Raw genomic sequence first — 25,023 nt, forward strand, 5'->3', positions numbered from 1 at the left:
ACGGATGCTGTCAGAACGAACCGCCGACAGCGACATACACGAAAATACCGACTACAGTTGCAATCACATCAAGCACGTACAGAATCACGTAGTCTTTTGCTTCCATACACACATGATTCTTGACTGATTACTAAGTCTCTCTGGGACAGGTACCGCTCACTACAGCCGGGCACTGATCGCGAGGATGATGGTTCGCGATAATCGCCTCGTCGAGTCCGACGAGTGCGAACGGTGGTGACCGCATCGGCGCGTTCGCCGGCTGTGCTCGGCCTGTATGCGCATCCGTTAATGCGCGGGAGGGGCCGTATGAGTCCCTCGAGCCCGGAACTCGAACGTTCGAAGGGCAGCGGCGACGCCCACGAGGCCGAGACCGTCCAGACCGTCGACGCGCTCGAGTCCGTGAGCGATCACACGCGACCTGGCACGACGCGCAGACGATGACCGTCCTCGAGCCGCGCCGGGAGATCGCCGAGACACTCTCGACTCGAGCTGTGGCTTTCGAAGTCACTACTGAGACAGCCGTTGAGACCGACTAATAAGAGATTGAAATTCAGCCCCGGGGCGCAGAGCGGGTCACACTGCCGTTTTATCGGGATCGAAGGCTGCTATGCGTTCCTCGATATCTACATCGCCTGTACTATCGACAGTTACCGTGTAGCCTCTGTAGACGAATTCGACGGTAGACGGAGTCCTCCCGGAATCACTTGCTTGATAGAGCGAGTCGAGTGCGTCCGTGTTAATCGCGTCGTGGATCGGAGGGTGGAGTTCTTCCGGTTCGATCCCTTCTCGTTCGGAAATTTTTTCTACAACTTTCAGACTGAGTGATTGAGTCCGTTGCACAGTCTCCGATGTCAGGAACTGCCACATAAAACCAGACGTTCCTCTAATGACGTGTGTCAGACAACGGCTACTGATACGTTTCCATGACAGACACCGATCCGAGGGAAATAGGTGATTAAGGCGGAGTAGAATCGCTTATTCGGAAGGTAGTGTCGATCGACCTTTTCGCTTGCTCGGTTCCACAGTGATCGCCGCCACCGTGCCACCGGAGCGGTGGGACGTCGCTCGAATGGACCCTTTTATCACGTAGGATCGTACAGCCGGAGTGCCTATGCGCTCGATAGACGACGAAACAGTACCAGTCGTCGTAACGTCTGCGCTTCTCGAAATACTCACGAGACACCCTCCAGTTCCCGGGCTTCTCATCGGCGCGCTCGTGCATTGTCGACTTGATATCGACGGTTGCCGACCCTCGAATCGTGCCAACTGGCCCGCTTGAGATCGAACCGCCGCTTCCCGGCCATTCGTTTTGGCGCGCTGAGGAATGCACCGAGAACCTGAACACACTCACTGGTCGGCCTGTACGCCTATGTGTCCGCCAGTAAGAGCGTGAGCGATACGACGCTCAAACCCGATCGTGTTCTCGAGATTTTTGATTACCTTCAGCGGTGCGAAGACACCTCGAGAAGACACATCATCTTACTTTTGCTCTGACGCACGGGCGCGCGTGCGAGAGGTAGATGATCTTGATCACTCTCACAGGGAGTGAGGAGTATCAGCGAGCGGTCTGTGAGGATAGTGATTTGTCCGGTAATATACACACTGACACTTATCCCATCTGTATTTCTGATAGCATCTTCTCTATTATTATAGTTCAAACATCATTTTGGAGTGGCAATACTGTCCTATCAGTGTGTGCCACTGACTACCTTCGGACCTGCGGTTCGCAGGCCTTAAGTAGTGATCGGCGATTGTGAATATATACGAAGATGTGGCGACGGGGCGTTTGGATACGCCGCATCGTCACGGACGATTTGGAGTCCGAAGGGGTTATGTACCCCAGACGGCTTACAAATACGTCCGAAGGAAATGAGGATCCTACCCCTGCGGTCCGCCGTACAGATGGGATCTGATGTGAGCCTTGGTAGTTCGGTGACGCCCGCTTGGTCGTTCGACCAGCGTCATCGAACGTGGACCATTTAGTGTGAGTGTGTTTGCAACATTCACCGCCAACAGACCCTCCCCTTCACGGGGGAGTATATACATAGCATTCCGGTTGATCCTGCCGGAGGTCATTGCTATTGGAGTCCGATTTAGCCATGCTAGTTGCACGAGTTCAGACTCGTAGCAGATAGCTCAGTAACACGTGGCCAAACTGCCCTATAGACGGCGATAACCTCGGGAAACTGAGGCTAATAGCCGATACCGTTCACTGCCTGGAGTGGCATGAACGCGAAACGTTCAGGCGCTATAGGATGTGGCTGCGGCCGATTAGGTAGACGGTGGGGTAACGGCCCACCGTGCCCATAATCGGTACGGGTTGTGAGAGCAAGAGCCCGGAGACGGTATCTGAGACAAGATACCGGGCCCTACGGGGCGCAGCAGGCGCGAAACCTTTACACTGCACGCGAGTGCGATAAGGGGACTCCGAGTGCGAGGGCATATAGTCCTCGCTTTTCACCACCGTAAGGTGGTGGTGGAATAAGTGCTGGGCAAGACCGGTGCCAGCCGCCGCGGTAATACCGGCAGCACGAGTGATGACCGCTATTATTGGGCCTAAAGCGTCCGTAGCTGGCCAGGCAAGTCTATCGGGAAATCTGCGCGCTTAACGCGCAGGCGTCCGGTGGAAACTGCGTGGCTTGGGACCGGAAGACCAGAGGGGTACGTCCGGGGTAGGAGTGAAATCCCGTAATCCTGGACGGACCACCGGTGGCGAAAGCGCCTCTGGAAGACGGATCCGACGGTGAGGGACGAAAGCTCGGGTCACGAACCGGATTAGATACCCGGGTAGTCCGAGCTGTAAACGATGTCTGCTAGGTGTGGCACAGGCTACGAGCCTGTGCTGTGCCGTAGGGAAGCCGAGAAGCAGACCGCCTGGGAAGTACGTCCGCAAGGATGAAACTTAAAGGAATTGGCGGGGGAGCACTACAACCGGAGGAGCCTGCGGTTTAATTGGACTCAACGCCGGACATCTCACCAGCATCGACAATGTGCAGTGAAGGTCAGATTGATGATCTTACTGGAGCCATTGAGAGGAGGTGCATGGCCGCCGTCAGCTCGTACCGTGAGGCGTCCTGTTAAGTCAGGCAACGAGCGAGACCCGCACTCTTAATTGCCAGCAACACCCTTGCGGTGGTTGGGTACATTAGGAGGACTGCCAGTGCCAAACTGGAGGAAGGAATGGGCAACGGTAGGTCAGTATGCCCCGAATGTGCTGGGCGACACGCGGGCTACAATGGCCGAGACAGTGGGATGCAACCCCGAGAGGGGGCGCTAATCTCCGAAACTCGGTCGTAGTTCGGATTGAGGGCTGAAACTCGCCCTCATGAAGCTGGATTCGGTAGTAATCGCGCTTCAGAAGAGCGCGGTGAATACGTCCCTGCTCCTTGCACACACCGCCCGTCAAAGCACCCGAGTGGGGTCCGGATGAGGCCCTGATTCCAGGGTCGAATCTGGGCTCCGCAAGGGGGCTTAAGTCGTAACAAGGTAGCCGTAGGGGAATCTGCGGCTGGATCACCTCCACAGACCGGGATCGGGGCGTCGCCCCGACCCACCTTAGCGGATTGCGATTGCGGTTCCACGTTCGATCGACCAGCGACCGGCCGATCGGGCACCTTAGAACTACCAAGGTTCACATCCAACTCCGTGCCTGTCTCGATCATGAGACGGGCGTGGGCCCATAGCTCAGTGGTAGAGTGCCTCCTTTGCAAGGAGGATGCCCAGGGTTCGAATCCCTGTGGGTCCATGTCTCGGAGGACAACCGAATCGTGCCCCTTAAGTGGGGCAGACGATTTCGGTTTAATCCGAACAACAACCGATGCACCAGCCCGTGTAAACGTGGCTGGGAAGGGTTAATGCATGCCGCGTCTACGGCGTGCAAATGAGACCGTGTGTACGTGTAGTCCAGGCGTCCACTGGACCCGTTCCCGGGTCACTCTTGAATTACAACTGCAGGTTGCAATTCAGATCCGATGAACGTGGCTACTGTGCCAGCTGGTGGATCGCTCGGCTTGAGAGCTGAAGAAGGACGTGCCAAGCTGCGATAAGCCTGAGGGAGCCGCACGGAGGCGAAGAACTCAGGATCTCCGAATGGGAATCCCCACCGCAATTGCTTCGCGCAATGGGGAACGTCGAGAATTGAAACATCTTAGTATCGACAGGAAAAGAAAGCAAACGCGATGTCGTTAGTAATGGCGAATAAACGCGACACAGTCCAAACCGAAGCCCTCACGGGCAATGTGGTGTTCGGACTGACGATCACTTCCCGACACTCGACGCGAAGTCTCTTGGAATAGAGCACGAGACAGGGTGACAGTCCCGTACCGTCGACGAGTAAGGAACGAGTCAGCTCCAGAGTATCGGGGGTTGGATATCCCTCGTGAATATCGCGGGCATCGACCGCGAAGACTAAACACTCCTCAAGACCGATAGCGAACAAGTAGTGTGAACGAACGCTGAAAAGCACCCCACGAAGGGAGGTGCAATAGGGCGTGAAATCAGTTGGCGATAGAGCGACGGGGCTCACAAGGTCCTCTGTTCAATGAATCAGGTGCGAACCTGTAGTAAGCGACAGAGGAAGCCGGAGTTCCGTCGTACGTTTTGAAAAACGAACCAGAGAGTGTGCCTGTTTGACGAGTCTAACTCGATTATCGAGGAAGGCGTAGGGAAACCGATATGACCGCAGTGCTTTGCACCAGGGTCACCGTGTTCAAGCGCGGGGAGTCAAACGGGCACGACCCGAAACCGGACGATCTAGGCGTGAGCAAGATGAAGCGTGCCGAAAGGCACGTGGAAGTCTGTTAGAGTTGGTGTCCTACAATACCCTCTCGTGACTTACGTCTAGGGGTGAAAGGCCCATCGAGTCCGGAAACAGCTGGTTCCAACCGAAACATGTCGAAGCATGACCTCTGCCGAGGTAGTTTGTGGGGTAGAGCGACGGATTGGGGGATCGCACTCCGAGAGGAGTGCGCCCCCCTGTCCAACTCCGAACCTACAAACGCCGTTTGACGCAGGGAGTCCGGTGCACGGGGTAAGCCTGTGTACCGTGAGGGAGACAACCCAGAGCTGGGTTAAGGTCCCCAAGTGTAGACTAAGTGCGATCGAAGGTGGTCTCAAGCCCTAGACAGCCGGGAGGTGAGCTTAGAAGCAGCTACCCTCTAAGAAAAGCGTAATAGCTTACCGGCCGAGGTTTGAGGCGCCCAAAATGATCGGGGCTCAAGTCTACCACCGAGACCTAGCAGTGCGGTTCATACCGCAATCTTGTAGGTTGGCGTTCTGTTCGGGTGGAAGCACGGTCGAGAGATCGTGTGGACCGTTCAGTAACGAAAATTCTGGTCATAGTAGCAGCGTTAGTCGGGTTAGACCCCCGACGGCCGAACGAGTAAGGGTTCCTCAGCAATGCTGATCAGCTGAGGGTTAGCCGGTCCTAAGTCAATCCGTAAGTCGAAATTGACAACAGGGAAATAGGTTAATATTCCTATGCCAGTGTGCACTCAAAGCCGACGCTTTGGGGCCGCCTCTGCTGGGCTTTCGCCCAGTCTAACAGTCGAAATCCGTGGAAACCGTAATGGTACGAAGCGGACGAATGGCTGGATAGCGCAAGAGAGGCCAACCTAGAGCCCGTGAAAAGGCGAGCACACTGTCCGTACCGAGATCCGACACAGGTACTCATGGCGGCGAAAGCCAAGGTCTGTCGGGAGCAACCGACGTTAGGGAATTCGGCAAGTTAGTCCCGTACGTTCGCAATAAGGGATGCCTGCCTCGCGAAGAGGCAGGTCGCAGTGACTCGGGCGCTCCGACTGTCTAGTAACAACATAGGTGACCGCAAATCCGCAAGGACTCGTACGGTCACTGAATCCTGCCCAGTGCAGGTATCTGAACACCCCGTACAAGGGGACGAAGGACCTGTTAACGGCGGGGGTAACTATGACCCTCTTAAGGTAGCGTAGTACCTTGCCGCTTTAGTAGCGGCTTGCATGAATGGATCAACGAGAGCGCCACTGTCCCAACGTTGGGCCCGGTGAACTGTACGTTCCAGTGCGGAGTCTGGAGACCCCCAAGGGGAAGCGAAGACCCTATAGAGCTTTACTGCAGGCTGTCACTGAGACGTGGTCGCCATTGTGCAGCATAGGTAGGAGGCGTTACACAGGTAGCCGCGCTAGCGGCCCACCGAGCCAGCATTGAAATACTACCCGATGGTGACTGCGACTCTCACTCCTGGCGGAGGACACTGGTAGCCGGGCAGTTTGACTGGGGCGGTACGCGCCTGAAAAGATATCGGGCGCGCCCCAAGATTTCCTCACTCGGGTCGGAGACCCGAGGAAGAGCGCAAGAGCAAACGGAAGTCTGACAGTGTCGAACACAACGATCGACGCTGACGCGAAAGCGTGGTCTAGCGAACCAATTAGGCTGCTTGATGCGGCCAATTGCTGACAGAAAAGCTACCTTAGGGATAACAGAGTCGTCACCCGCAAGAGCACATATCGACCGGGTGGCTTGCTACCTCGATGTCGGTTCCCTCCATCCTGCCCGTGCAGAAGCGGGCAAGGGTGAGGTTGTTCGCCTATTAAAGGAGGTCGTGAGCTGGGTTTAGACCGTCGTGAGACAGGTCGGCTGCTATCTATTGGGGGTGTTACGGTATCTGACGGGAACGTTCGTATAGTACGAGAGGAACTACGAATGGGTGCCACTCGTGTACCAGCTGTCCGAAAGGGCACGTGCTGGGCAGCGACGCACCACGGGGTAAGAGCTGAACGCATCTAAGCTCGAAACCCACCTGGAAAAGAGATACCACTGAGGCCACTCGTAGAAGACGAGATCGATAGACTCGGGATGTACGCACCAAGGCAACGAGGTGTTGAGTCCGCGAGCACTAACCGGCCAAGCCACACATTCATACATTACATCGCATTGGATCCGTGACGCGAGAACGGGTCCGGACGTAAACTGGACTACACATACACACGGTTTGAGACACACCACCGATTACGGTTTCTTGGGCGGAAGTCCAAGGCTCGGAAGACGTGACATAGTCTTCCGTTGGACAACGGTTCGATTCCGTTGGTCGGCGTTAGGGCGGCCACAGCGGCGAGGTTCCTCCCGTACCCATCCCGAACACGGAAGATAAGCTCGCCAGCGTTACGGTGAGTACTGGAGTGCGCGAGCCTCTGGGAAACTCGTTTCGCCGCCTCCACTCATATCGACCAATCCGGTCGAGCGACCGATCGTGGTCTGACGGCGGTTCGATTCCGCCGATCGGCATTACAGCGGCCACAGTGGCGAGGTTCCTCCCGTACCCGTTCCGAACACGGAAGATAAGCTCGCCTACGTTTCGGTCAGTACTGGAGTGCGCGAGCCTCTGGGAAATTCGATTCGCCGCTCCTATTCATACTAAAACCCACACAGCAGTTGCTGTGTGGGTTTTTTTGCGTTATTTACGCACGAGGACGCCGTTACTCGCTATTCGAACTCTGCAACAAAAGAAGATAGCCGCAGCAATGGTCGCTTAGACCAGCTGGATGATGTTTCCGTTCGAGGTAACGTGGAGATCGCGTCCGAGCTTGTATCCGCGATTGGAGGCGAGATCGACGTATCCCGAGAAGCCGCTCATGTTCTGGTGGGCCGGAATGACGTTTTCGGGTTGTAGTGCATCGAGCATCTCGTAGTGTCCCTCTTGACAGAGGTGGCCAGACACGTGAATGTCGTCGTAGATGCGTGCACCCTGCATGCGGAGTAGCTTTTCGGCCTGGTAGCGCTGGCCTTCGTTCGTCGGCTCCGGAATCACGCGAGCGGAGAAGACGACTTTGTCGCCGTCCTCCAGTTCGTACGGCGTTTCGCCGCGGCCCATTCGTGTGAGCGTCGCTCGAGGCTCGCCTTGATGGCCGGTGACGACGGGCAGGAAGTTCTCCTTGCCTTCGTTCATGATGCGTTCGAACGTCTGCTCGATGGACTGGCGGTAGCCGACCATCTCGACGTCGGAGGGGAAGTCGATTCCGATCTGTTTCGCGGTCCCGGAGTAGGTCTCCATCGAACGGCCGAGGAGGATCGGCGTGCGATCGATATCGCGAGCGAATTCGATGAGGGATTTCACGCGGGCGATGTGGCTCGAGAAGGTGGTGGCGACGATGCCGCCGTCGTAGTCCTCCATGCTGTAGAGGACGTCCCGGAGGTGTTCGCGCGCGACGTTCTCGGAGGGTGTTCGTCCCTTTTTGTTCGCGTTGGTACAGTCTTCGATGTAAGCGAGGACGCCTTCGCGACCGATCTCGCGGAAGCGCTCCATGTCGATCGGGTCGCCGATGACGGGCGTGTGGTCCATCCGCTTGTCGAGCCCGTAGACGACCGCGCCTTCGGGCGTGTGGAGGACGGGGTTGATCGCCTGGACGATCGAGTGCGTGACGTTGACGAACTCGAGCTCGACTTCGCCGGAGTCGCCGATCGACATCGTTTCGCCGGCGTCCATTTTGACGAGTTCGTTCTCGGTGTTGAACTTCCCTTCTTCCTCGAGTTCACCTTTGACGAGTTCGAGCGTGAACGGTGTCGCGACGATGGGTGCGTCGTACCGGTGTGCGAGTTTGCTGATCGCACCGATGTGGTCGAGGTGGCCGTGGGTGGGGACGATCGCTTTGACGTCTCCCTCGAGGTCGCTCATGACCCGGTCGTCCGGGATGGCTCCCATGTCGATCAGATCGAGGCTGTGCATTCCTTCGGTTCGGATGTTGTCGTGAATGAGAACCTTCGACAGGTTCAGTCCCATGTCGAAGATCACGATGTCGTCACCGGCGCGCACCGCCGTCATCTGTCGCCCGACTTCCTCGTAACCGCCAATTGTCGCAATTTCAATTTCCATTGTTGTAGGGCCGATCATAGCAGTCCTGTGGACAGTCGTGCAGCCGGAATGGCTGCTGGGAGCGGCGTCCTGCGACGTGAGCCGGCTTCGATAACGTCCGCGGTGGCTCGAATCGAAGGCTCAGTCCCGACCGTGCCAGGGACAGCGCCTATTTCGGTTAGTGGATTAACGGCTCTCCCGACGTAAGTAGTTCTGGGTTTTGAGGTAGCAGTGGGGCAAGGAAGCGAACTCGAGGGACCCTCTCGAGTCACAGACAGATCGCGTTCATCGACCGATGAAGCTCCGTCTCCTCGAGGAGTATCGTCGGTGCTGTCCATTTTGGGGACTCGTTCGTGACTCTAGCTGTCGACGGAGCCGAGGCGGGAGTCGGGTACGGAACGTGGGCGTCCCGCGTGATGCGCGTTACGATCCTGTGGCTGCCGGCCCGGAACGGTCGATCGAGTCGAGTTGTGACGAGCGATGGGACTCGTGATTGCAACACGAGGGGATTCGGTTCGCGGTTATCGAGGGATCAGACGGTCGGCTGTAACTGGGTATCGGAGCAACCAATGCCGTATCGAGGGTGCTTCGGAACGGACTTGCAGCCGACTGTATCAGTCCCGCGCTGTCAGTAGTGGTGGAACGACGGGCGGAGAGGGCTGCCGGAACGAAAATCGCGGGTGATGTCTCTCGAGTGGCGAAACGAGACCGTTTCTGCCGACAGGCACCCGTTGATGACGGTGTACGAGCGGGTTTTGCCATCACGTGCTCGATCACACCGGCTCGGTTGCCATGAGTGGATCCTACAGCACCTGCTATCCGCCGATATCGGCCGTTACCGCCGGTGCGTGTCGCTTGGCGATCGAGGCGGAGAGTGCAGGACTGGTCGGTGTCGAACTAGTCGTCGATATACTGTTGTTCCCACTCCCGGCGCTGCTCGATCGTCTGTCGGCCGCGATCACTGATCTCGTAGTAGTTGGTTCGTCGATCGAGCTCCCCTTTTTCGACGAGCTCTTTGTTGACCAGTGTGTCGAGATTCGGATACAATCGGCCGTGATTGATCTCGCTGTTGTAGTATGTCTCGACTTCGCCTTTCACGTCCTGGCCGGAGGGCTGATCGGCCCCTGCGATCACGTACAGAAGGTCTCGTTGAAACCCTGTCAGATCATCCATTTTGTACTCGAGTGAACGAACGGGTACCCGGCTATTTGTTATCGATTTCGTATCAACCGTTCCGCATACGTTCACCGAAGCTAACTAAGTCAATCAGACTAATACTTCGCGTTTCGTTTCGTAAGGACATGCTAAATCCGGTTCCGGAGCCGTACAGAGAGCCCGTCTAGAGACTCGTTACGTATTTCGTGAAAGTTACGCAAAACGAAACAGACCGCTCACGGTCACTCAAACGGAATACTGTTCATCGAGTTGATTGGTTGTCGCGGATCGACACTATCAGTACTAACAACTCGATCGTCTAGTCGCAATATCACGAAGCTGTCGCTGGCTATCGTGTTGTGTGCTAAAGAATGATAATCGAATGTGAAACCCGTTACCGAACGTGAAAAGCCGTTTTACAGGCGGGTGACGTTGGTGGCGCGGGGGCCCTTGGGGGCCTGTTCGATATCGAATTCGATGTCTGTACCTTCTTCGAGGTCCGGACCGCCAACGTCTTCCATGTGGAAGAAAACGTCATCGTCTGCGTCGTCCGTCTCAATGAAACCGTAGCCGCCTGTGTCGTTGAAGAAATCAACGTTTCCTTTCGCCATTGCAATTCAATCGAGGCCCGGGATACGTATAACAGTTGTGTTACGGATCGCCTGTCGAAACAAAAAGAATTTCGCCGTGAACCCGACGGTCATCGGACTGTGGCGGTGAAAACAGCGGAGTCTATTTTTCTATCTCTCCGAGATATTGACCCCGGCGGTAGCGAACTGCTGACCCCTACAAGACGGAAAACGAGTCGGTACGAGGGAGGAATGGACAGCTCATCCCGTCAGTGAGCGGGTGAGAAGCCCCGTATTTCGCCGTTTTCGATCGAATTCGACCGACCGTCCGTCCAGAACCGGCCGCGGCTCGACGAACGGCTGTGATCGTCTCGAGGACGATTCCGGGGGACGATTTCGGGATCCGCTCACGGTCGACGACTGTCTAGTGAGAATATCCCCTGCGGACCGGGATCATCCTCGAGGTGCACTGGAATAGTATCGTTTAGGTGGTTCCGACGGGAACGCCGCGGCATGAACCGGACAGAGGCCCGAGGAGCGCCGACGATCGCGCAGGTCGCGCTGATCGGTCTCTTCGTGACCGCACTCGTCACCGCGCAGTTGACCGCGTCGAAGGTACTGGCGTTCGAACTCCCGGTCGCGCTCCCGGTGACGGGGGCACAGCTCGCGTTGCCCGGGGCAGCCCTCGCGTATGCGTTGACGTTCCTTGCGAGCGACTGTTACACCGAACTGTACGGCCGCCGCGCAGCCCAGATCGTCGTCAACGTGGGCTTCGTCCTGAACTTCGTCGTCCTCGCGCTCGTCTGGTCGACGATCGCCGCGCCGGCCGCCCCCTCGAGTGTCGATCCCGCTGCGTTCGAGACGGCACTCGGTGCATCGACGAACGTGGTCCTCGGGAGTCTGTTGGCCTACCTCGTCAGCCAGAACTGGGACGTGATCGTCTTTCACCGGATTCGGGATCACACCGGCTCGGAGAAGCTCTGGCTCCGCAACATCGCGTCGACGGCGAGCAGTCAGGCGATCGATACCGTCATCTTCGTCTCGGTCGCGTTCGCCGTCGCACCTGCCGTCCTCGGCGTCGGTGCCGTTCTCCCGACTAACGTCATCCTCTCGTTGATGGTCGGTCAGTATCTGCTGAAACTCGCGATCGCCCTCCTCGACACGCCGATCGTCTACGCTATCGTCTCGCTCGTGCGCTCGCGCGAGGGGCTCGCCGCCGAGGAGACGCACGCCGCCTGATTTCTCCTCGTCGGAATCCGTCCGGTCCGATCGCGCGACGGGGAGCGATCGGTGTCGCGCTCGTTTCGGACGGACCGTTGGAAATCAGTTCCGGAGCAACCGCGAACCGTCCTACGATTGCTCCGGTACATCAGTACGGAAGACCGCATCAGTGGCTACTATAGGACCCCGCTCGAGAGGAACGACCATGGACGAACGCGTATGCGAACACGCCGAGGTGCTGGTCGACTGGAGCGCTCGCGTCGAAGCGGGCGACGACGTCGTTTTGTCGGTGGGGCCGGACGCGCACGAGCTGGCGGTCGCCGTCGCCGAAAAACTCGGCGAGCGGGGTGCGAACCTGCTCGCGACCTACGGCTCGGGCGAGGTCACGCGGGCCTATCTCCGTGCCCACGACGGCGATTTCGACGCGAATCCGGCTCACGAACTCGCGCTGGTCGAGAACGCCGACGTCTATCTCTCGCTCGGCGGCGGGCGGAATACGAGTGCGACGGCCGATGTCTCCGGCGAACAGCGACGGGCGTACAACAACGCAAGAAGCGAAATTCGCGAGACTCGATTGGGGACCCGCTGGGTGTCGACGGTTCATCCGACGCGCTCGCTCGCCCAGCAGGCCAACATGGCCTACGAGGAGTACCAGGAGTTCGCGTACGACGCGATCCTCCGCGACTGGGAGTCGCTGGCCGAGGAAATGGCCCACCTGAAGGCGTTGCTCGACGAGGGGAGCGAGGTCCGACTCGTCTCGAGGGGGACCGACCTGACGATGCGGATCGAGGGCCGAACGGCGGTCAACAGCGCCGCGTCGGTCGCCTACGACTCGCACAACCTGCCCAGCGGCGAGGTCTTCACTGCACCCTACGCGACCGAGGGCGAGGTGACCTTCGACGTCCCGATGACGATACGGGGAGAGTCCGTCCGGGACGTCCGCCTCGAGTTTGCCGAGGGTGAGGTCGTCGATTACGACGCCGCGCAGGGCGGGGATGTGATCGGCGAGATCATCGAGACGGACGACGGAGCGCGCCGGCTGGGCGAACTCGGAATCGGAATGAATCGGGGTATCGACCGTTACACGGACAACATCCTCTTCGACGAGAAGATGGGTGATACCGTCCATCTGGCGCTCGGTCGGGCCTACGACGCCTGTCTCCCCGACGGCGAGTCCGGCAACGACTCGGCGGTCCACGTCGATCTTATCACGGACGTCAGCGAGGACTCCCGCCTCGGGGTCGACGGTGAAGTGATTCAACGAAACGGGACGTTCACGTTCGAGGACGGCGAGGTCTGAGTTCGCGAGACGCTCGGTTCGGAGCGGCGAGCGCGGTGAGTCGTCGAGACGGTTTCGAAACGTCTGCGGTGTTTTTGCTGGCGATACACGAGTTACGTCTGGGACGGATTCGGGCTCATCGCTCCCCTCGAGCGACGGTACGGACGTCCTACGGATCGGTGGCAGCTCCCCGTACCGTGCGAAGCCATCGCATACTAATATGTATGCTCGCCCTCACCTCGAGTACCGCCGGACCGGTGGCGGCTAGTAACCGGTTAGGGCGTCGACACGCCCTGGATTCCCCCAATCAACAGTTGTCTGTCTCGCCCTGCCGGAGGCGGTAGTGTGCTGTCGGCACCCCGGCGACGCGGCGTCCCCGCTCCCGGTGTGACCCGGTCGCCGTGCCGGCAGGATATCCGGCGGTCACCGTTTTCGTCACGTTCTCGAGTCTCGAGCCCCAAGGACGGCTATGCGCGATCGGCTTCGGGCGGGCGTCGCCATCTTCAACAGTGGCCACTACCACGCCGCCCACGACGCCTGGGAGGACCGGTGGCTCGAACTCGAGGCCGGGAGCGACGACGAGCGCCTGCTTCACGGGCTCATTCAGTACAGCGGCGCGGTCTATCACGCCCGCGAGCGCAACTGGGAGGGGGCCGTCGGGCTCGCAGAGAGCGCCGGCGAGTACCTCGCGGGGCTGCCCGCCGACTCCCGCGACCTCCGACTCGAGCCGATTCGAGCGGAGTTGGCTCGTCTCGCGGCCGACCCCGAAATCATCGAGCGGCGGCCGCCGGGACGGATCGAACACGAGGGCGACAGTCCCGGTCTGACGGATCTCGGCTTCGAGCCGACGGCGATCGCGGCGGTCGTCCTCGCCGAGGAGTTCGGATACGACGAGGTGCCTGTCGGGCGGGCTCGAGCGTACGCACGGCAAGATCTCGAGGCGGGTGATGACGGCAGCGTCTTCATCACGCTGCTGTTCGATTTCGTCCGCGAGGACGAGAATCGCGGGATCATCTCCCAGCGGCTCACGGATCACGTCGGCAGGCGACGGGCCCGCGAGGAGGACGTGGACGGGTTGTTCTGATCGGTCAGCGGTGCTCGAGAACGGTCGTGGGAGGTCACCCACGTAATTTCCGAACAGTGGCGATGAATCGAGCCGTCTGCTCGCGCTGGCGGCAGGGAATCGCCACGCCCTCCCCAGCCGATTGCGGTCCTCGCTCCCGCTGGCCGCTGCGGACCTCATCCACTGTCGGAGCAAGCTCTGACAAGCCTTCCCTCACTATGTTCGCGAAGATCTCGCGCATTGTCGCGGTTCGCCGTTGGCTTCACCGCGACCCAGCGCGCGCCACCGCGTGCGGACCCAGTGTTCGACTCCGCATGCAGATAGCTCAATATTGCCGATGGCCGCCGTCGTTCAGTCTCGACGGGAGTTTCAAGTCCGGGCCGGCCGAACCCGAGGGCATGGAAATCGGTACCGTGCTCCCGCAACTCGAGATCGGCCACGACCCGCGAACGCTCGCCGACTACGCACAGCGGGTCGAGGAGTCGGGGTACGAACACGTGCTGGCGTACGATCACGTCCTCGGCGTCGATCCCGATCGCGAGGGGTGGGACGGTCCCTACGACTACGAGAGCACGTTCCACGAACCGCTGACCACGTACTCCTACCTGGCGGGGCAGACCGACGAACTGGCCTTTATGACCGGAATTCTCGTCCTGCCCCAGCGCCAGACCGCGCTCGTCGCGAAGCAGGCCGCCCAGCTGGATCGCTTCACCGACGGGCGGTTTCGCATGGGGGTCGGCGTCGGCTGGAACGAACCCGAGTACGTCGCGCTGGGGGAGGATTTCTCGCGGCGAGGGCGGCGAATCGAGGAGCAAGTCGAGGTGCTCCGCCGACTCTGGACCGACGAACTCGTCGACTTCGAGGGCGAGTTTCACGAGATTCCGGACGTCGGCATCCGGCCGCGTCCGGTCCAGCAGCCGATTCCGCTCTGGATGGGTGGCATGGCCGATCCGGTCAAGCGCCGCGTCGCTCGGATCGCGGATGGCTGGTTACCCCAGTTCCAGCCGGGCGACGAAGCCGAGGAACACCTCGCGGACCTCTACGAGTACGCCGAGGCGGCGGGCCGCGACCCCGACGATATCGGCCTCGGCGGCCGGATGTACGCCGTTCCCGACGAGGAAGACGAATGGATCGAGCGCGCGCAGGCCTGGCGGGAGCTCGGCGCCGACCACCTCTCGATCACGACGATGTACCAGGGGCTCGAGGAGGAGGAGCACGCGACCCACCTCGAGCGGGTCGCCGAGGTGCTGAACGGCGTCGATCTGTTGTAGCGGGCGCTTCGCGAGCGGCGCGTTCGGCTACTCGTGACCCGCCACCGGCAGCGGTTCGTAGGGTTCTTCGAGGGATTCCATCTCCGACTCGGAGAGATCGATCTCGAGGGCCTCGACGGCGTCTTCCAGGTGCTCGACGCTGGTCGTCCCGACGATGGGGGCGTCGACCCAGTCCTTGTGGAGCAGCCACGCGAGCGAGATCTGGGCCATCGAGACGCCCTTTTCGTCGGCGAGTTCCTGAATTCGCTCGTTGATCTCCTCGCCGCCGCCCTGGAGGTAGGACATCTGCTCGAGGTACTTGTCGGTCTGGCCGCGGGTCGTCGATTCGATCGCTTCGTGGGGACGGGTCGCGACGCCGCGGGCCAGCGGCGACCACGGAATGACGCCGACCCCCTCGTTCTCACAGAGCGGCAGCATCTCTCGCTCCTCCTCGCGGTAGAGCACGTTGTAGTGGTTTTGCATCGTGGCGAAGCGCTCGAGGCCGAGCGCGTCGCTCGCGTGGAGGGCGTCGGCGAACTGGTGGGCCCACATCGAGGAGGTGCCGATGTAGCGCACCTTCCCGCGCCGAACCGCATCGTCGAGCGCGCGGAGGGTTTCCTCGACCGGCGTGTCGTAATCCCACCGGTGGGTCTGGTAGAGGTCGATGGTGTCCATCCCCAGGCGGTCGAGACTCGCCTCGAGTTCCTGTTCGACCGCTTTGCGGGAGAGGCCGCTCGCGTTCGGATCGTCGGGATCCATCTCGCCGAAGACCTTCGTCGCGATCACCTGCGAATCGCGGTCGTATCCCTCGAGCGCGTCGCCCAGAATCTCCTCGGACTCGCCCGTCGAGTAGACGTTCGCGGTATCGAAGAAGTTGATCCCCAGATCGATCGCGCGCTCGATGAGTTCCTCGCTCTCCTCGGGCTCGAGCATCCACTCCCGATCAGTCCCGAAGCTCATACAGCCCAGACAGATGCGGCTGACCGTCATCCCCGTGTTTCCGAGCGTGGTGTACTCCATGCCGTCAGTACCCACGCCGAGCGTCAAAAGCTCGCGGCTCGTCCGAGTCGGTTGCCGATTCTGGACGGCGCGGTCGCAGCAAAAGCGGGCAGACGACGGGAGAGCGCGATCAGGCGTCGGGTTCGACGACCCGATCCTCGCCGTCGTAGTACGCGGAATTGTCCTGTGGCTCGTAGTCGAGGGCTTCGCGGGCGCGCTCGAGCGAGTAGTACTTCCGGTCGTTGTCGGAGATGCCGTAGACGATCTCGTACTCGTAGTCGGCGCGGATACAGCGGTCGAAGAGGTGTGCACAGTCGCGGTAGGAGAGCCACATCGCCTGTCCGCGCTCGTAGTCGATCGGCGGGTGGCCCTGCGTGAGGTTGCCGATGCGGACGCAGACGACCGAGAGGTCGTATTCGTCGTGGTAGTATCTCCCCAGGGACTCGCCGGCGGCCTTCGAGACGCCGTAGAGGTTGCTCGGCCGGGGGAGTTCGGTGCCGTCGAGGAGGTAGTCGTCGTGCTCGCGGTACAGGTCGGGCGTGCGCTCGTCGGTCTCGTAGTTGCCGACGGCGTGGTTCGACGAGGCGAAGACGACCTGCTCGACGCCGGCGTCGACGGCGGCCTCGAAGATCGTCTGGGTGCCGTCGATATTGTTTGTCAGGACGCTGTCCCACGGCGCTTCCGGTCGCGGATCGCCCGCGAGGTGAACCACGACGTCGATTCCCTCCATCGCCTCGCGGACGGCGTCCTCGTCGGTGATGTCCGCGACGACGAACTCGCCCGGCTGGTCGTCCGTCGGGGGAGCGCGATCCAGCAACCGCCACTCGTGGTCGTCCGCGAGGCCGCCGAGGATGGCGTCTCCGACTCGCCCCGCAGCCCCGGTGAGCAGGACTGACTGTGCCATTCGTTCGGTGTGAGGGACAGCGTCGATAAGTACCATGCGGTTCCGCTGCAGTTCGGGCGGGAGTGTCACGCGACCCAGTGCAGCACCTGAGACCCACCCTTTCGTTCCTGACCGACGATCCACATGCTGTGGTGCGCGCTGGGTCGCGGTGAAGCCAACGGCGAACCGCGACACGAACACCGTGCGAGGGATGAGCGAGTGCAACGAGCGAATCGGTTGGGGAAGGCGTGGCGATTCCCTGTTGCCACGATAGCAGGACATGCTTCGTTCCGTTATCCAACGTTCTACAGCCAGTCGATAGAACGACTCTCCCTGCGACGTTCCAGTACATCGCAATCCCCTTGCCGACCGCACGCGAGCACTGGCACATGCCGACAGACACGTCACCCACGGACGCCGAGGCCGCCTGCTTCGAGGCCGGCATCAAGTTCGGCTCGCTCTACCACCAGTTCGCCGGCACGCCCGTCTCGCCGGACAGCGCCGACAGCCTCGAGACGGCGATCGAAGACTCGATCGAGAACCAGCCCCACTGCGTCGACGTCTCCGTGGACGTCCTGACCGACGAACTCGAGGCCGAACTCGCCGACTCGAGCGCCGACTACACCGAACTGACGGGTCGATTCCTCGCGGTTGAAATCGTCGTCGACTACGAGGGCTGCGAGGTCGTCACGCGCATGGAAATGGAAGACGGCTATCCGCTGATGCGACTCGAGTCAGTTCGCGACTAGGGATCTGACATTTCGATTTCTCGAGACGGCATTGAACGCGGGCGGTACGCAAGCATCCGCTCGCGTCGCGAGCGGTTTTCCGCCGGAGCGGGGTGAAACCCCGCGACGGCGGTCTTTTGGCATCAACGGGTTTTGCCGGGGTTCGACCGAGTGAGAGAAGCGAACGAGGGAGGACCCCGGTAAAAGAGGTTGCTGGGTTGAGCAGTTACACCTCGATCGAAGTTCGATGACTTTCCTTTCGAAATCTCGATGCCGTTCGACGGATATCGATGCGCTCCCGACCGATTTCACTTTCACTTTCGGGCTATCTTTTAACCCCGGCGGTCGCAAAGACGATGACATGAGCCAAGCCACGCTCGGCGACGACGAGGAACTGTTCGGGGAAGCGGCCAACGAGATGCGCGAGGACGTCGAAGCATCGCTCGAGGAGGCCTGGGCGGCGCTGCCCGCCGCCGACGACATTTGGGAGACCGACGCCGACAACGTGCTGGGCGTCCTCAACGGCCTCAATTCGGCGCTCGACGCCGGCGATGCCGAGGACAGCCTCCGCGATGCGAAAAAGTGGTTCACGATGGGCCAGCGCGCCGACGCCTTCGACGACGCGGACGACCTCGAGGAAGAGATCGAAACCCTCGAGGAGGCCATCACGGACATCTCCGAGGCCGGCGAGCAGGTCGGCGAACTCACGTCGACGATTCCGGCACTGCGCGGGACGCTGCAGGACGCTGGCCCCGCGGACGAGGCCGACGACGACGCGGACGCCGACGACGATGCGGACGCAGAAGACGAAGCGGACGAGGAGTAACCGATCGAACGCAGCCGACTGTCGATCCCCGATCGCAATCGGTTCCTATCGTCGCTCGGGCCTCGAGACGTCACGCTCGTCGACCGCCTCGAGCAGCCGAGCCAGCGCGTCGGCGGCTAACTCGAGCAGTGTTTCTCCTCGCTGGGCGTCGCCCTCGTCCGGATCGCCGACGACCCCGTTTTCCGTAAACTCCGCCGCGTCATATGCTAGATTGACGTAACTCGTCCAGTCGCCCCACCCGTCGGCCGCGCCGGCTCGGGCCTCGTCGATCCGCCCCTCTCGAAGTAGGTCCGGCTCGAGGTGGCGCAAGAGCCCGGTCTCGAGGGGGCCGCCGTGGCCCATGTCTGCGGTGTGCTCGCCGACGCTCTCGAACCAGGTGAATGGAACGACGTAGGCGTCGCCGTTTCTGGTGAGTCGCCCGCCGACCTCCCGGAGGGCGTCGACGTTGCCACCGTGACCGTTGACGATGACGATGCGATCGAAGCCGTGGTAGGCCAGACTCTCGACGGCCTCGCCGACGTAGTCGCGGAAGGTATCCTCGGAGACCCACATCGTCCCGGGGAACTGACGGTGTTCCTCGGCGATCCCGACCGGAATCGCCGGCGCGCGGACGACGTCCCGGTCGACTCGCTCGAGACCGGCGTCGGCGACCGCCTCGGCGGTCATCACGTCCGTCCCGAGGGGGGCGTGGGGGCCGTGCTGTTCCGTGCTGCCGACGGGGACGACCGCGAGGTTCGTCTCGAGGTCTCGGACGTCCGTCCACGTCGCCGTGGTGAGGTCCATGCGCGAGTATTTGCCCATGCGGATATGAAACTCTCGGTGGCCGAACCGCTCTCTCGCTCGAATTCTGGAGCGGCGGTCCTGCACGAGTGGAGCGGCCGACCCTGCATGTTCCACCCCGGTCGTTATTTTCGCTAGAGTGGAAGGCGGCGCGTATGTATCGCGGCGCTGGCGTTCTCGAGGCTGTCCGCGACCTCGTCCCGGAGTGGGGCGCGGTCCTCGCCGCGGCCGTGACCCAACTCGGCGACGGCTGGTTCCTGCTCGTACTCGGGATTGGCGCGTCGTGGACCGTCGCGTGGCGACGCACGGCGCGACGCGGCCGGTGGCTCGAACGCGACCGTCGCGCCCGGCAATCGGACGGCCCCTGGTTCGTCGCCGTCATCGTCGGCGGGTTGGCGGTGATGACGACATTGAAGCATTTCTTCGCGTTACCGCGTCCCGACCTCGCGACGCTCGATCCAGTCGTCCTCCCGTCGTCGATGCAGTCGCTGTACCTCTCGATCGCGAGCGCCGGTGGCTACGGGTTTCCGAGCGGTCACGCAGTCGGCGCGACCGTCACCTACGGGCTGTTCGCGCTGGCACTCGATGCGGGGACGCGGCGACTCCGTCTCGCGGTCGCCGGCGTGATCGTCGCGGCGGTTTCGCTCACTCGGCTCGTTCTCGGCGTCCACTACCCGCTCGACGTCGTCGCGGGGATCGTCGTCGGGAGCGGATATCTCGCCGTGACGTGGTGGCTCCTCGAGCGATCGCCGTTCGATCGGACGGTCACCGCGTTCGCGCTCGCGTTGGGACTGGCCGGCGTCGCCGCGGTCGCCAGCGGACGCGCGGACAGCGCCGTCGCGTACGTCGCGCTCGCGGCCGGTGGGCTCGCGGGGTGGACGGCCGCGAACGGCGTACCGATGCGCGTATCGACGCCCGTCGAGCGGCACCGAGTCGAACTGCTGATGGCCGTCGTCACCCTCACTGCCGTCGGCGGCTTCGGCGTTCTCGGCGGCCGGCCGAGACTGGTCGCCTCGGCGATGCTCCTCGGACTCCTGTCGGCGCTTCCGGCCGCCGTGTTCCCTCGGTTGGCGACCGACGAGACGACCGCACCCTGACCGCCCGCGTGCCACGGCGAACGCAGGCCCAACCCGTTTGCGGCATTGAGTCCTTCCCTCACGTATGCCAGAAGACAGTCGCGAACTCGGCATCGAACTCGGCGACCTGCAGGAGACGCTCGAGAACCTGGAGTACCCGATCGGTCACGACGAACTCCTCGAGGAACACGGCGACGAAACCGTCGAGATGAGCGGGAATACGACGACGCTCGAGGAACTCATCGGGCCGCTGAACGAGGACGAGTACAGGGATTACGGTGAGGTCGAACAGGCGATCACGAACATGGTCGGCGACGAGGCGATCGGGCGGAAGAATTACAGCGACCGGACGCCGCCCGCAACGGGCGAGGACAGGCAAGACGAGGGAGGGCCGGATCAGGAAGGACAGGAAGGACAGGAGTCGTTCTGATCGGCGTCCCGTTGGCCAGGCTGAACCGCAGTCGGGGGATACCGACCTGCTTACATCAGTCCGAGCAGAAACGAGCCGATACCGACGAGTACGGCGGCACTTATTGCATTCCCGTAGGAGGCGTTGTGGGTATTCGAGATGCCGTGTGCGAGGATGTAGACACTCCAACCGATCACGACCAGATAGATGAGAACTTCTACTCTTCCGGATCCCCATTGCATCGCCTCGAGTTGGGCCTCGAGCTGCGCCGGATCTGTCGCATTGATCGTTCTGGACTCAATTTTTGACCGGAATTGAAATACCCGGAACGGAACAGCGAGGAGGTTCGGAGCGTACGCCCAGCCGGCGACGGCGAGGGCGTCGGCAAACGTCCCCGTGTTCGACGCCTTCCCGCCTAAAAAATGCATAATCGCAGCGACGACGAACCAGCCGATGACGAGACTGACCACTATTCCAGGGATCGTGAGTAAGAGCACTCCCCTCCGAGTGCCCTTCGAAACGCCTGTTATCTGGTCGAACAGCAACTGGATCATCACGACCGTCATCACGACGCTCGCAACGACGAAAAGTGTAAACACGGCGAGGCTGGGAAGATGTACATCCTCGCGATCCGAGAAATAGTCGCCTGGTTTCAGGAGCGGTGTTCGCGGACTCATGTCATATATTTTGAATTGGTATGAATTAACTTTCACCCTATATAGGTGATATAGAGGGCCGAGTGCGAACATCGCGGTTCGACAATCGCGTCGCCAGACCCACGACGCTCGCGTTCAATCGTCCGTTTGCTCTACTTCCGTTCGTGCCTGCCGGCGCTGAGCCCGCTCGATGAACTCTTCGGGAAGTTCGTCGATCTCGCCGGCCTGGACGCCCCAGAGGTGCGAGTAGAGTCCGTCGTTCGCGAGCAGTTCGTCGTGCGTCCCTCGTTCGACGATCTCGCCGCCCTCGAGGACGAGGATCTGATCGGCGTCTTTGATCGTCGAGAGCCGGTGAGCGATGGCGAAGGTGGTCCGATCCGCTGCGAGTTCGTCGATCGATCGTTGGATAAGCATCTCCGTCTCGGTATCGACGTCGCTGGTCGCCTCGTCTAGCACGAGGATGTCGGGGTCTTTGAGGATCGCGCGGGCGATCGAGAGCCGCTGGCGCTGGCCGCCGGAGAGTTTGACCCCGCGTTCGCCGACCTCGGTGTCGTACCCCTCGGGCAGGTTGGTGATGAAGTCGTGAGCCTCGGCCATCTTCGCGGCCTCGATCACGTCCTCGCGGGACGCGTCGAAGGTGCCGTACGTGATGTTCTCTTCGACGCTGCCGTAGAAGAGGAAGGTGTCCTGACTCACGTAGCCCAGCGACTCGCGGAGGCTGCGGAGCGTGACGTCTTCGACGTTCTGTCCGTCGACGCGGATCGCCCCCTCGTCGACGTCGTACATCCGCAAGAGGAGTTTGAGCACCGTCGATTTGCCGGCCCCCGTGGGACCGACCAGCGCGAGCGTCTCGCCGCCGTCGACGGTGAAATCGATCCCCTCGAGGATCGTCTCCGCGTCTCCCGAGTCCGGGTGCTCCTCGATTGACTCGCCTATGGTCCGTTCCGCCTCGCGATCGCCGTAGCTGAACGAAACGTCGTCGTACTCGACGCGGCCCTCGGTTACCTCGAGGTCTGGCGCGTTCGGTTCCTCGCCGACCCGGTTCGGTTCGTCCATCAGCCCGAAGATGCGCTCGCTCGAGGCGCGAGCGCGCTGGTACATGTTGATGATCTGCCCGAACTGGGCCATCGGCCAGATGAAGCGCTGAGTGTAGAGGATGAAGACGACGAACATCCCGGTACTGAGTTCGCCGGAGAACGGTCCGGGCGGGCCCGAGATGACCCAGAGGCCGCCGACGAGGAAGGTGATGACGAAGCCGATTCCCGCGAGCACGCGCAGGCTGGGGAAGAACTTGATCCGGGTCCGAATCGCGCCCCAGTTGGCGTCGAAGTAGTCTCGAGAGACGTCTTCGACCCGTTCGGATTCGTACTCCTCGGTCGTACTGGACTTGATGACCTGAATGCCCCCGAGGTTGTTCTCGAGTCGGGAGTTGACCTTCCCGACGGTCGAGCGGACCTGAGCATATTTGGGCTGGATGGTCTGGATGAACAGGTAGGTGAAGACGGCGATCAGCGGCACCGGGAGGAGCGCGATCAGGGCCAACTGCCAGTTGATCGCGAACAGCAGTCCCCCGATTCCCAGCACCATCACGAGCAGCCGAAAGAGGGAGTTCATCCCGTCGTTCAGAAACTTCTCGAGGCGGTTGACGTCGTTCGAGAGGATCGACATCATCTCGCCGGTCTGCTTGTCGGCGAAAAATCCCATGTCCAGGCGCTGCATCTCGTCGTAGGTGTCGGTCCGGATATCGTGCTGGACGTTCTGAGCGAAGATGTTGAACCCCCAGTTTCGGGTCCAGTGGAACACGGCCGAACAGAGAAAGGCACCCGCGATGATCCCGATCGTCAGCCAGAACTGTGCCAGCCGCCCCTCCGGGACGTAGGGGCCGATGAGCCCTCCGCCGATCGGGAACGCCTCGGCGTACGGAATCTCCCGGCGGATCACGGCGTCGATCGCGACCCCCAGCATGAGCGCCGGAAGCAGGTCCAGGATCCGAGCGAAAAAGCTCGCGACGACGCCGATGGCGGCGGCGCTCGTGTAGTTCGACCCGTACTCGAGGAACAGCCGCTTCATCGGATTCTCGATCTCCGCCCGCTGTTCCTCGAAGGGATCGTCCTCGTCCCAGTCGGCGTTACTCATTCAACGGGGCTCGGGGGCCGCCGGCAATAAGAATTACCGACGAGCCGAAATACGGCTGGCGTCGACCGCTGCTGGCGTGGTCGGCTCGCGATCTACAGTCGCGGCGACGCGCTCGAGTGAACCGGATCCGGCACTGGTAATGGTCGTCTGGTTCGACTCGAGGTCGATTTCGACTTCGTCGCCGACTTCGATCCCCGTCTCGTTCGCGTAGCCGCGTGGCACCTCGAGTACCCACTTGCCGCGCCCGGAGTACTCCAGATCGTTGCCGTCCTCGTCAGGGCCGGGCGCGCGAGCGTGGTGAATCGTCGTAATCTCTCGATCGGCGTTGATGAAGATGATGTCGATGTCGAAGTCCATCTCGCGCATCACGTAGGTCAGGTCTCGCTCCTGGTTGTGGACGAATAACATCCCGTTACCCGGCTCGAGGGACTCGTGATCGCTCAACCCAGTGTAGCGTTCCTGCCTATCGTCTGCGATTTCGACATCGACGACGGCCTTGGGTTCTGGGCCAGCATCCCCATCGCTCCCATCGCTTCCGTTCGTCCCTTCACCCTCGGCGCTACCTCCGTTGCCCGATTCGGGATCCGCGTCAGCGCTTGGGTCGTCATCGGATCCATCGTCGAGGATCCGAACCTCGCCATCGTCAGGGCCCCAGGGGACGGAGACGAGGCCAGCTTGTACGAGGACGATACCAACAGCTGCGACGACGGCGAGGACGAGGAGCCCTTTCCATACGCGCTCGAGAGCCATGTATGATATCCGCAACGCGAGAGAGTAAAGGTTATTCGGACGGGGCGACTCGTCCCGGATACGGGCTCGTAGTCTAGCTGGTTATGACGCGGCCTTTACAAGGCCGAGATCGGTGGTTCGAACCCGCCCGAGCCCATTTCTCTGACGAACGATAGTGAGCCAGAGAAATGTATGCGAGGGCGGTTCGAACCCTATCAGTCGCGCGCAGCGAAGTCGATCGGAAGACGCGAAGCGTCTTCCGTGATGACGAGAGAGCTGCGCTCTCTCGAACCACGAGCACGTCTGATTTCGGTTCGAACCCGCCTGAGCCCATATTTCTGCCGCGAACAATCCGTGAGCGGCAGAAATCCGTCGCGAGTGGCGGGTTGAAATACGGAACGAGCGAACGGTAGTGAGCGAAGTTCAGGTGGTTCGAACCC

General features: G+C 61.1%; 19 protein-coding genes, 2 tRNA genes, 4 rRNA genes and 1 pseudogene. 15 read left to right on the top strand and 11 right to left on the bottom strand.

Annotated elements, in window-relative coordinates:
- Positions 1-306: 306 nt before the first annotated feature.
- Positions 307-441, top strand: a complete 135-nt coding sequence (locus LDH74_RS26495; RefSeq protein ID WP_255680996.1) for a hypothetical protein — start codon at positions 307-309, stop codon at positions 439-441.
- Between the two features lie 132 nt (positions 442-573).
- Here LDH74_RS26495 and LDH74_RS19800 read toward each other — a convergent pair whose 3' ends face one another.
- On the bottom strand, positions 574-840 hold the full coding sequence (locus LDH74_RS19800; RefSeq protein WP_226040378.1) for a HalOD1 output domain-containing protein: 267 nt from the start codon (positions 838-840) through the stop codon (positions 574-576).
- Between the two features lie 115 nt (positions 841-955).
- Positions 956-1,304: pseudogene (locus LDH74_RS19805) on the bottom strand (hypothetical protein).
- Positions 1,305-2,049: 745 nt separating this feature from the next.
- Here LDH74_RS19805 and LDH74_RS19810 point away from each other — a divergent pair.
- From LDH74_RS19810 to rrf (LDH74_RS19830), 5 genes are all read left to right on the top strand, one after another.
- Positions 2,050-3,522 (top strand): 16S ribosomal RNA (locus tag LDH74_RS19810).
- A gap of 151 nt (positions 3,523-3,673) precedes the next feature.
- Positions 3,674-3,745 (top strand) — tRNA-Ala (locus tag LDH74_RS19815).
- Between the two features lie 227 nt (positions 3,746-3,972).
- Positions 3,973-6,893, top strand: a 23S ribosomal RNA gene (locus LDH74_RS19820).
- A 177-nt stretch (positions 6,894-7,070) separates the two neighbouring features.
- Positions 7,071-7,192 (top strand): 5S ribosomal RNA (rrf, locus tag LDH74_RS19825).
- Between the two features lie 69 nt (positions 7,193-7,261).
- Positions 7,262-7,383: ribosomal RNA gene (gene rrf, locus LDH74_RS19830) — 5S ribosomal RNA — on the top strand.
- The 16S, 23S and 5S rRNA genes sit together here with 1 tRNA gene alongside, the layout of an rRNA operon.
- A 121-nt stretch (positions 7,384-7,504) precedes the next feature.
- Here the strand turns inward: rrf (LDH74_RS19830) and LDH74_RS19835 are convergent.
- From LDH74_RS19835 to LDH74_RS19845, 3 genes are all read right to left on the bottom strand, one after another.
- Entirely contained in the window at positions 7,505-8,845 is a 1,341-nt protein-coding gene (locus LDH74_RS19835; protein ID WP_226040379.1) for a ribonuclease J, read from the bottom strand.
- A gap of 876 nt (positions 8,846-9,721) precedes the next feature.
- Complete coding sequence (locus LDH74_RS19840; protein ID WP_226040380.1) at positions 9,722-9,997, bottom strand: helix-turn-helix transcriptional regulator; 276 nt, start codon at positions 9,995-9,997, stop codon at positions 9,722-9,724.
- Positions 9,998-10,395: 398 nt separating this feature from the next.
- Positions 10,396-10,590, bottom strand: a complete 195-nt coding sequence (locus LDH74_RS19845; protein WP_006187181.1) for a cold shock domain-containing protein — start codon at positions 10,588-10,590, stop codon at positions 10,396-10,398.
- A gap of 471 nt (positions 10,591-11,061) precedes the next feature.
- Between LDH74_RS19845 and LDH74_RS19850 the strand changes: the two genes are divergently transcribed.
- The 4 genes from LDH74_RS19850 to LDH74_RS19865 all read left to right on the top strand — a co-directional run bounded on the left by LDH74_RS19850 (position 11,062) and on the right by LDH74_RS19865 (position 15,382).
- The gene (locus LDH74_RS19850) at positions 11,062-11,787 is read left to right on the top strand and encodes a queuosine precursor transporter (RefSeq protein WP_226040381.1); all 726 of its coding nucleotides are present in this window, start codon (positions 11,062-11,064) and stop codon (positions 11,785-11,787) included.
- A gap of 187 nt (positions 11,788-11,974) precedes the next feature.
- Entirely contained in the window at positions 11,975-13,069 is a 1,095-nt protein-coding gene (locus LDH74_RS19855; RefSeq protein ID WP_226040382.1) for an aminopeptidase, read from the top strand.
- A gap of 448 nt (positions 13,070-13,517) precedes the next feature.
- A complete protein-coding gene (locus tag LDH74_RS19860) occupies positions 13,518-14,132 on the top strand; it encodes a DUF309 domain-containing protein (protein WP_226040383.1) in 615 nt (204 codons plus the stop codon).
- A 377-nt stretch (positions 14,133-14,509) separates the two neighbouring features.
- A complete protein-coding gene (locus LDH74_RS19865; RefSeq protein WP_226040384.1) occupies positions 14,510-15,382 on the top strand; it encodes an LLM class F420-dependent oxidoreductase in 873 nt (290 codons plus the stop codon).
- Between the two features lie 27 nt (positions 15,383-15,409).
- Here LDH74_RS19865 and LDH74_RS19870 read toward each other — a convergent pair whose 3' ends face one another.
- A complete protein-coding gene (locus tag LDH74_RS19870) occupies positions 15,410-16,381 on the bottom strand; it encodes an aldo/keto reductase (RefSeq protein WP_226040385.1) in 972 nt (323 codons plus the stop codon).
- 109 nt (positions 16,382-16,490) lie between these two features.
- The gene (gene azf, locus LDH74_RS19875) at positions 16,491-17,264 is read right to left on the bottom strand and encodes an NAD-dependent glucose-6-phosphate dehydrogenase Azf (protein WP_226040386.1); all 774 of its coding nucleotides are present in this window, start codon (positions 17,262-17,264) and stop codon (positions 16,491-16,493) included.
- Between the two features lie 368 nt (positions 17,265-17,632).
- On the opposite strand from azf, the gene LDH74_RS19880 reads away from it, so the two are divergent.
- Positions 17,633-17,992: a dihydroneopterin aldolase family protein gene (locus LDH74_RS19880; protein WP_226040387.1), complete on the top strand. Its 360-nt coding sequence runs from the start codon at positions 17,633-17,635 to the stop codon at positions 17,990-17,992.
- A gap of 340 nt (positions 17,993-18,332) precedes the next feature.
- Positions 18,333-18,797: a DUF5790 family protein gene (locus tag LDH74_RS19885; RefSeq protein WP_226040388.1), complete on the top strand. Its 465-nt coding sequence runs from the start codon at positions 18,333-18,335 to the stop codon at positions 18,795-18,797.
- A 45-nt stretch (positions 18,798-18,842) separates the two neighbouring features.
- Here LDH74_RS19885 and LDH74_RS19890 read toward each other — a convergent pair whose 3' ends face one another.
- Positions 18,843-19,580 (bottom strand): creatininase family protein, encoded by a 738-nt coding sequence (locus LDH74_RS19890; RefSeq protein WP_226040389.1) that lies wholly within the window; start codon positions 19,578-19,580, stop codon positions 18,843-18,845.
- Positions 19,581-19,732: 152 nt separating this feature from the next.
- Between LDH74_RS19890 and LDH74_RS19895 the strand changes: the two genes are divergently transcribed.
- Together LDH74_RS19895 and LDH74_RS19900 are read left to right on the top strand one after the other, a co-directional pair.
- Complete coding sequence (locus LDH74_RS19895; RefSeq protein WP_226040390.1) at positions 19,733-20,674, top strand: phosphatase PAP2 family protein; 942 nt, start codon at positions 19,733-19,735, stop codon at positions 20,672-20,674.
- A 64-nt stretch (positions 20,675-20,738) separates the two neighbouring features.
- A complete protein-coding gene (locus LDH74_RS19900) occupies positions 20,739-21,083 on the top strand; it encodes a hypothetical protein (protein WP_226040391.1) in 345 nt (114 codons plus the stop codon).
- A 50-nt stretch (positions 21,084-21,133) separates the two neighbouring features.
- On the opposite strand, the gene LDH74_RS19905 is transcribed toward LDH74_RS19900, so the two are convergent.
- From LDH74_RS19905 to LDH74_RS19915, 3 genes are all read right to left on the bottom strand, one after another.
- The gene (locus LDH74_RS19905; RefSeq protein ID WP_226040392.1) at positions 21,134-21,739 is read right to left on the bottom strand and encodes a Yip1 family protein; all 606 of its coding nucleotides are present in this window, start codon (positions 21,737-21,739) and stop codon (positions 21,134-21,136) included.
- Between the two features lie 114 nt (positions 21,740-21,853).
- Complete coding sequence (locus LDH74_RS19910; protein ID WP_226040393.1) at positions 21,854-23,854, bottom strand: ABC transporter ATP-binding protein; 2,001 nt, start codon at positions 23,852-23,854, stop codon at positions 21,854-21,856.
- 33 nt (positions 23,855-23,887) lie between these two features.
- Entirely contained in the window at positions 23,888-24,604 is a 717-nt protein-coding gene (locus LDH74_RS19915; protein WP_226040394.1) for a DUF192 domain-containing protein, read from the bottom strand.
- Positions 24,605-24,666: 62 nt separating this feature from the next.
- On the opposite strand from LDH74_RS19915, the gene LDH74_RS19920 reads away from it, so the two are divergent.
- Positions 24,667-24,740 (top strand) — tRNA-Val (locus LDH74_RS19920).
- Positions 24,741-25,023 lie beyond the last annotated feature (283 nt).

Source organism: Natrinema sp. DC36, from assembly GCF_020405225.1.
Lineage (GTDB): Archaea > Halobacteriota > Halobacteria > Halobacteriales > Natrialbaceae > Natrinema.

Bases quoted from the DNA above. Each gene is read 5' to 3' on its own strand.
- LDH74_RS19845 (WP_006187181.1), bottom strand. From the start codon at position 10,590: ATGGCGAAAGGAAACGTTGATTTCTTCAACGACACAGGCGGCTACGGT.
- LDH74_RS19840 (WP_226040380.1), bottom strand. From the start codon at position 9,997: ATGGATGATCTGACAGGGTTTCAACGAGACCTTCTGTACGTGATCGCA.
- LDH74_RS19910 (WP_226040393.1), bottom strand. From the start codon at position 23,854: ATGAGTAACGCCGACTGGGACGAGGACGATCCCTTCGAGGAACAGCGG.
- LDH74_RS19905 (WP_226040392.1), bottom strand. From the start codon at position 21,739: ATGAGTCCGCGAACACCGCTCCTGAAACCAGGCGACTATTTCTCGGAT.
- azf (WP_226040386.1), bottom strand. From the start codon at position 17,264: ATGGCACAGTCAGTCCTGCTCACCGGGGCTGCGGGGCGAGTCGGAGAC.
- LDH74_RS19900 (WP_226040391.1), top strand. From the start codon at position 20,739: ATGCCAGAAGACAGTCGCGAACTCGGCATCGAACTCGGCGACCTGCAG.
- LDH74_RS19890 (WP_226040389.1), bottom strand. From the start codon at position 19,580: ATGGACCTCACCACGGCGACGTGGACGGACGTCCGAGACCTCGAGACG.
- LDH74_RS19855 (WP_226040382.1), top strand. From the start codon at position 11,975: ATGGACGAACGCGTATGCGAACACGCCGAGGTGCTGGTCGACTGGAGC.
- LDH74_RS19865 (WP_226040384.1), top strand. From the start codon at position 14,510: ATGGAAATCGGTACCGTGCTCCCGCAACTCGAGATCGGCCACGACCCG.
- LDH74_RS19860 (WP_226040383.1), top strand. From the start codon at position 13,518: ATGCGCGATCGGCTTCGGGCGGGCGTCGCCATCTTCAACAGTGGCCAC.
- LDH74_RS19850 (WP_226040381.1), top strand. From the start codon at position 11,062: ATGAACCGGACAGAGGCCCGAGGAGCGCCGACGATCGCGCAGGTCGCG.
- LDH74_RS26495 (WP_255680996.1), top strand. From the start codon at position 307: ATGAGTCCCTCGAGCCCGGAACTCGAACGTTCGAAGGGCAGCGGCGAC.
- LDH74_RS19870 (WP_226040385.1), bottom strand. From the start codon at position 16,381: ATGGAGTACACCACGCTCGGAAACACGGGGATGACGGTCAGCCGCATC.
- LDH74_RS19835 (WP_226040379.1), bottom strand. From the start codon at position 8,845: ATGGAAATTGAAATTGCGACAATTGGCGGTTACGAGGAAGTCGGGCGA.
- LDH74_RS19895 (WP_226040390.1), top strand. From the start codon at position 19,733: ATGTATCGCGGCGCTGGCGTTCTCGAGGCTGTCCGCGACCTCGTCCCG.
- LDH74_RS19880 (WP_226040387.1), top strand. From the start codon at position 17,633: ATGCCGACAGACACGTCACCCACGGACGCCGAGGCCGCCTGCTTCGAG.
- LDH74_RS19915 (WP_226040394.1), bottom strand. From the start codon at position 24,604: ATGGCTCTCGAGCGCGTATGGAAAGGGCTCCTCGTCCTCGCCGTCGTC.
- LDH74_RS19885 (WP_226040388.1), top strand. From the start codon at position 18,333: ATGAGCCAAGCCACGCTCGGCGACGACGAGGAACTGTTCGGGGAAGCG.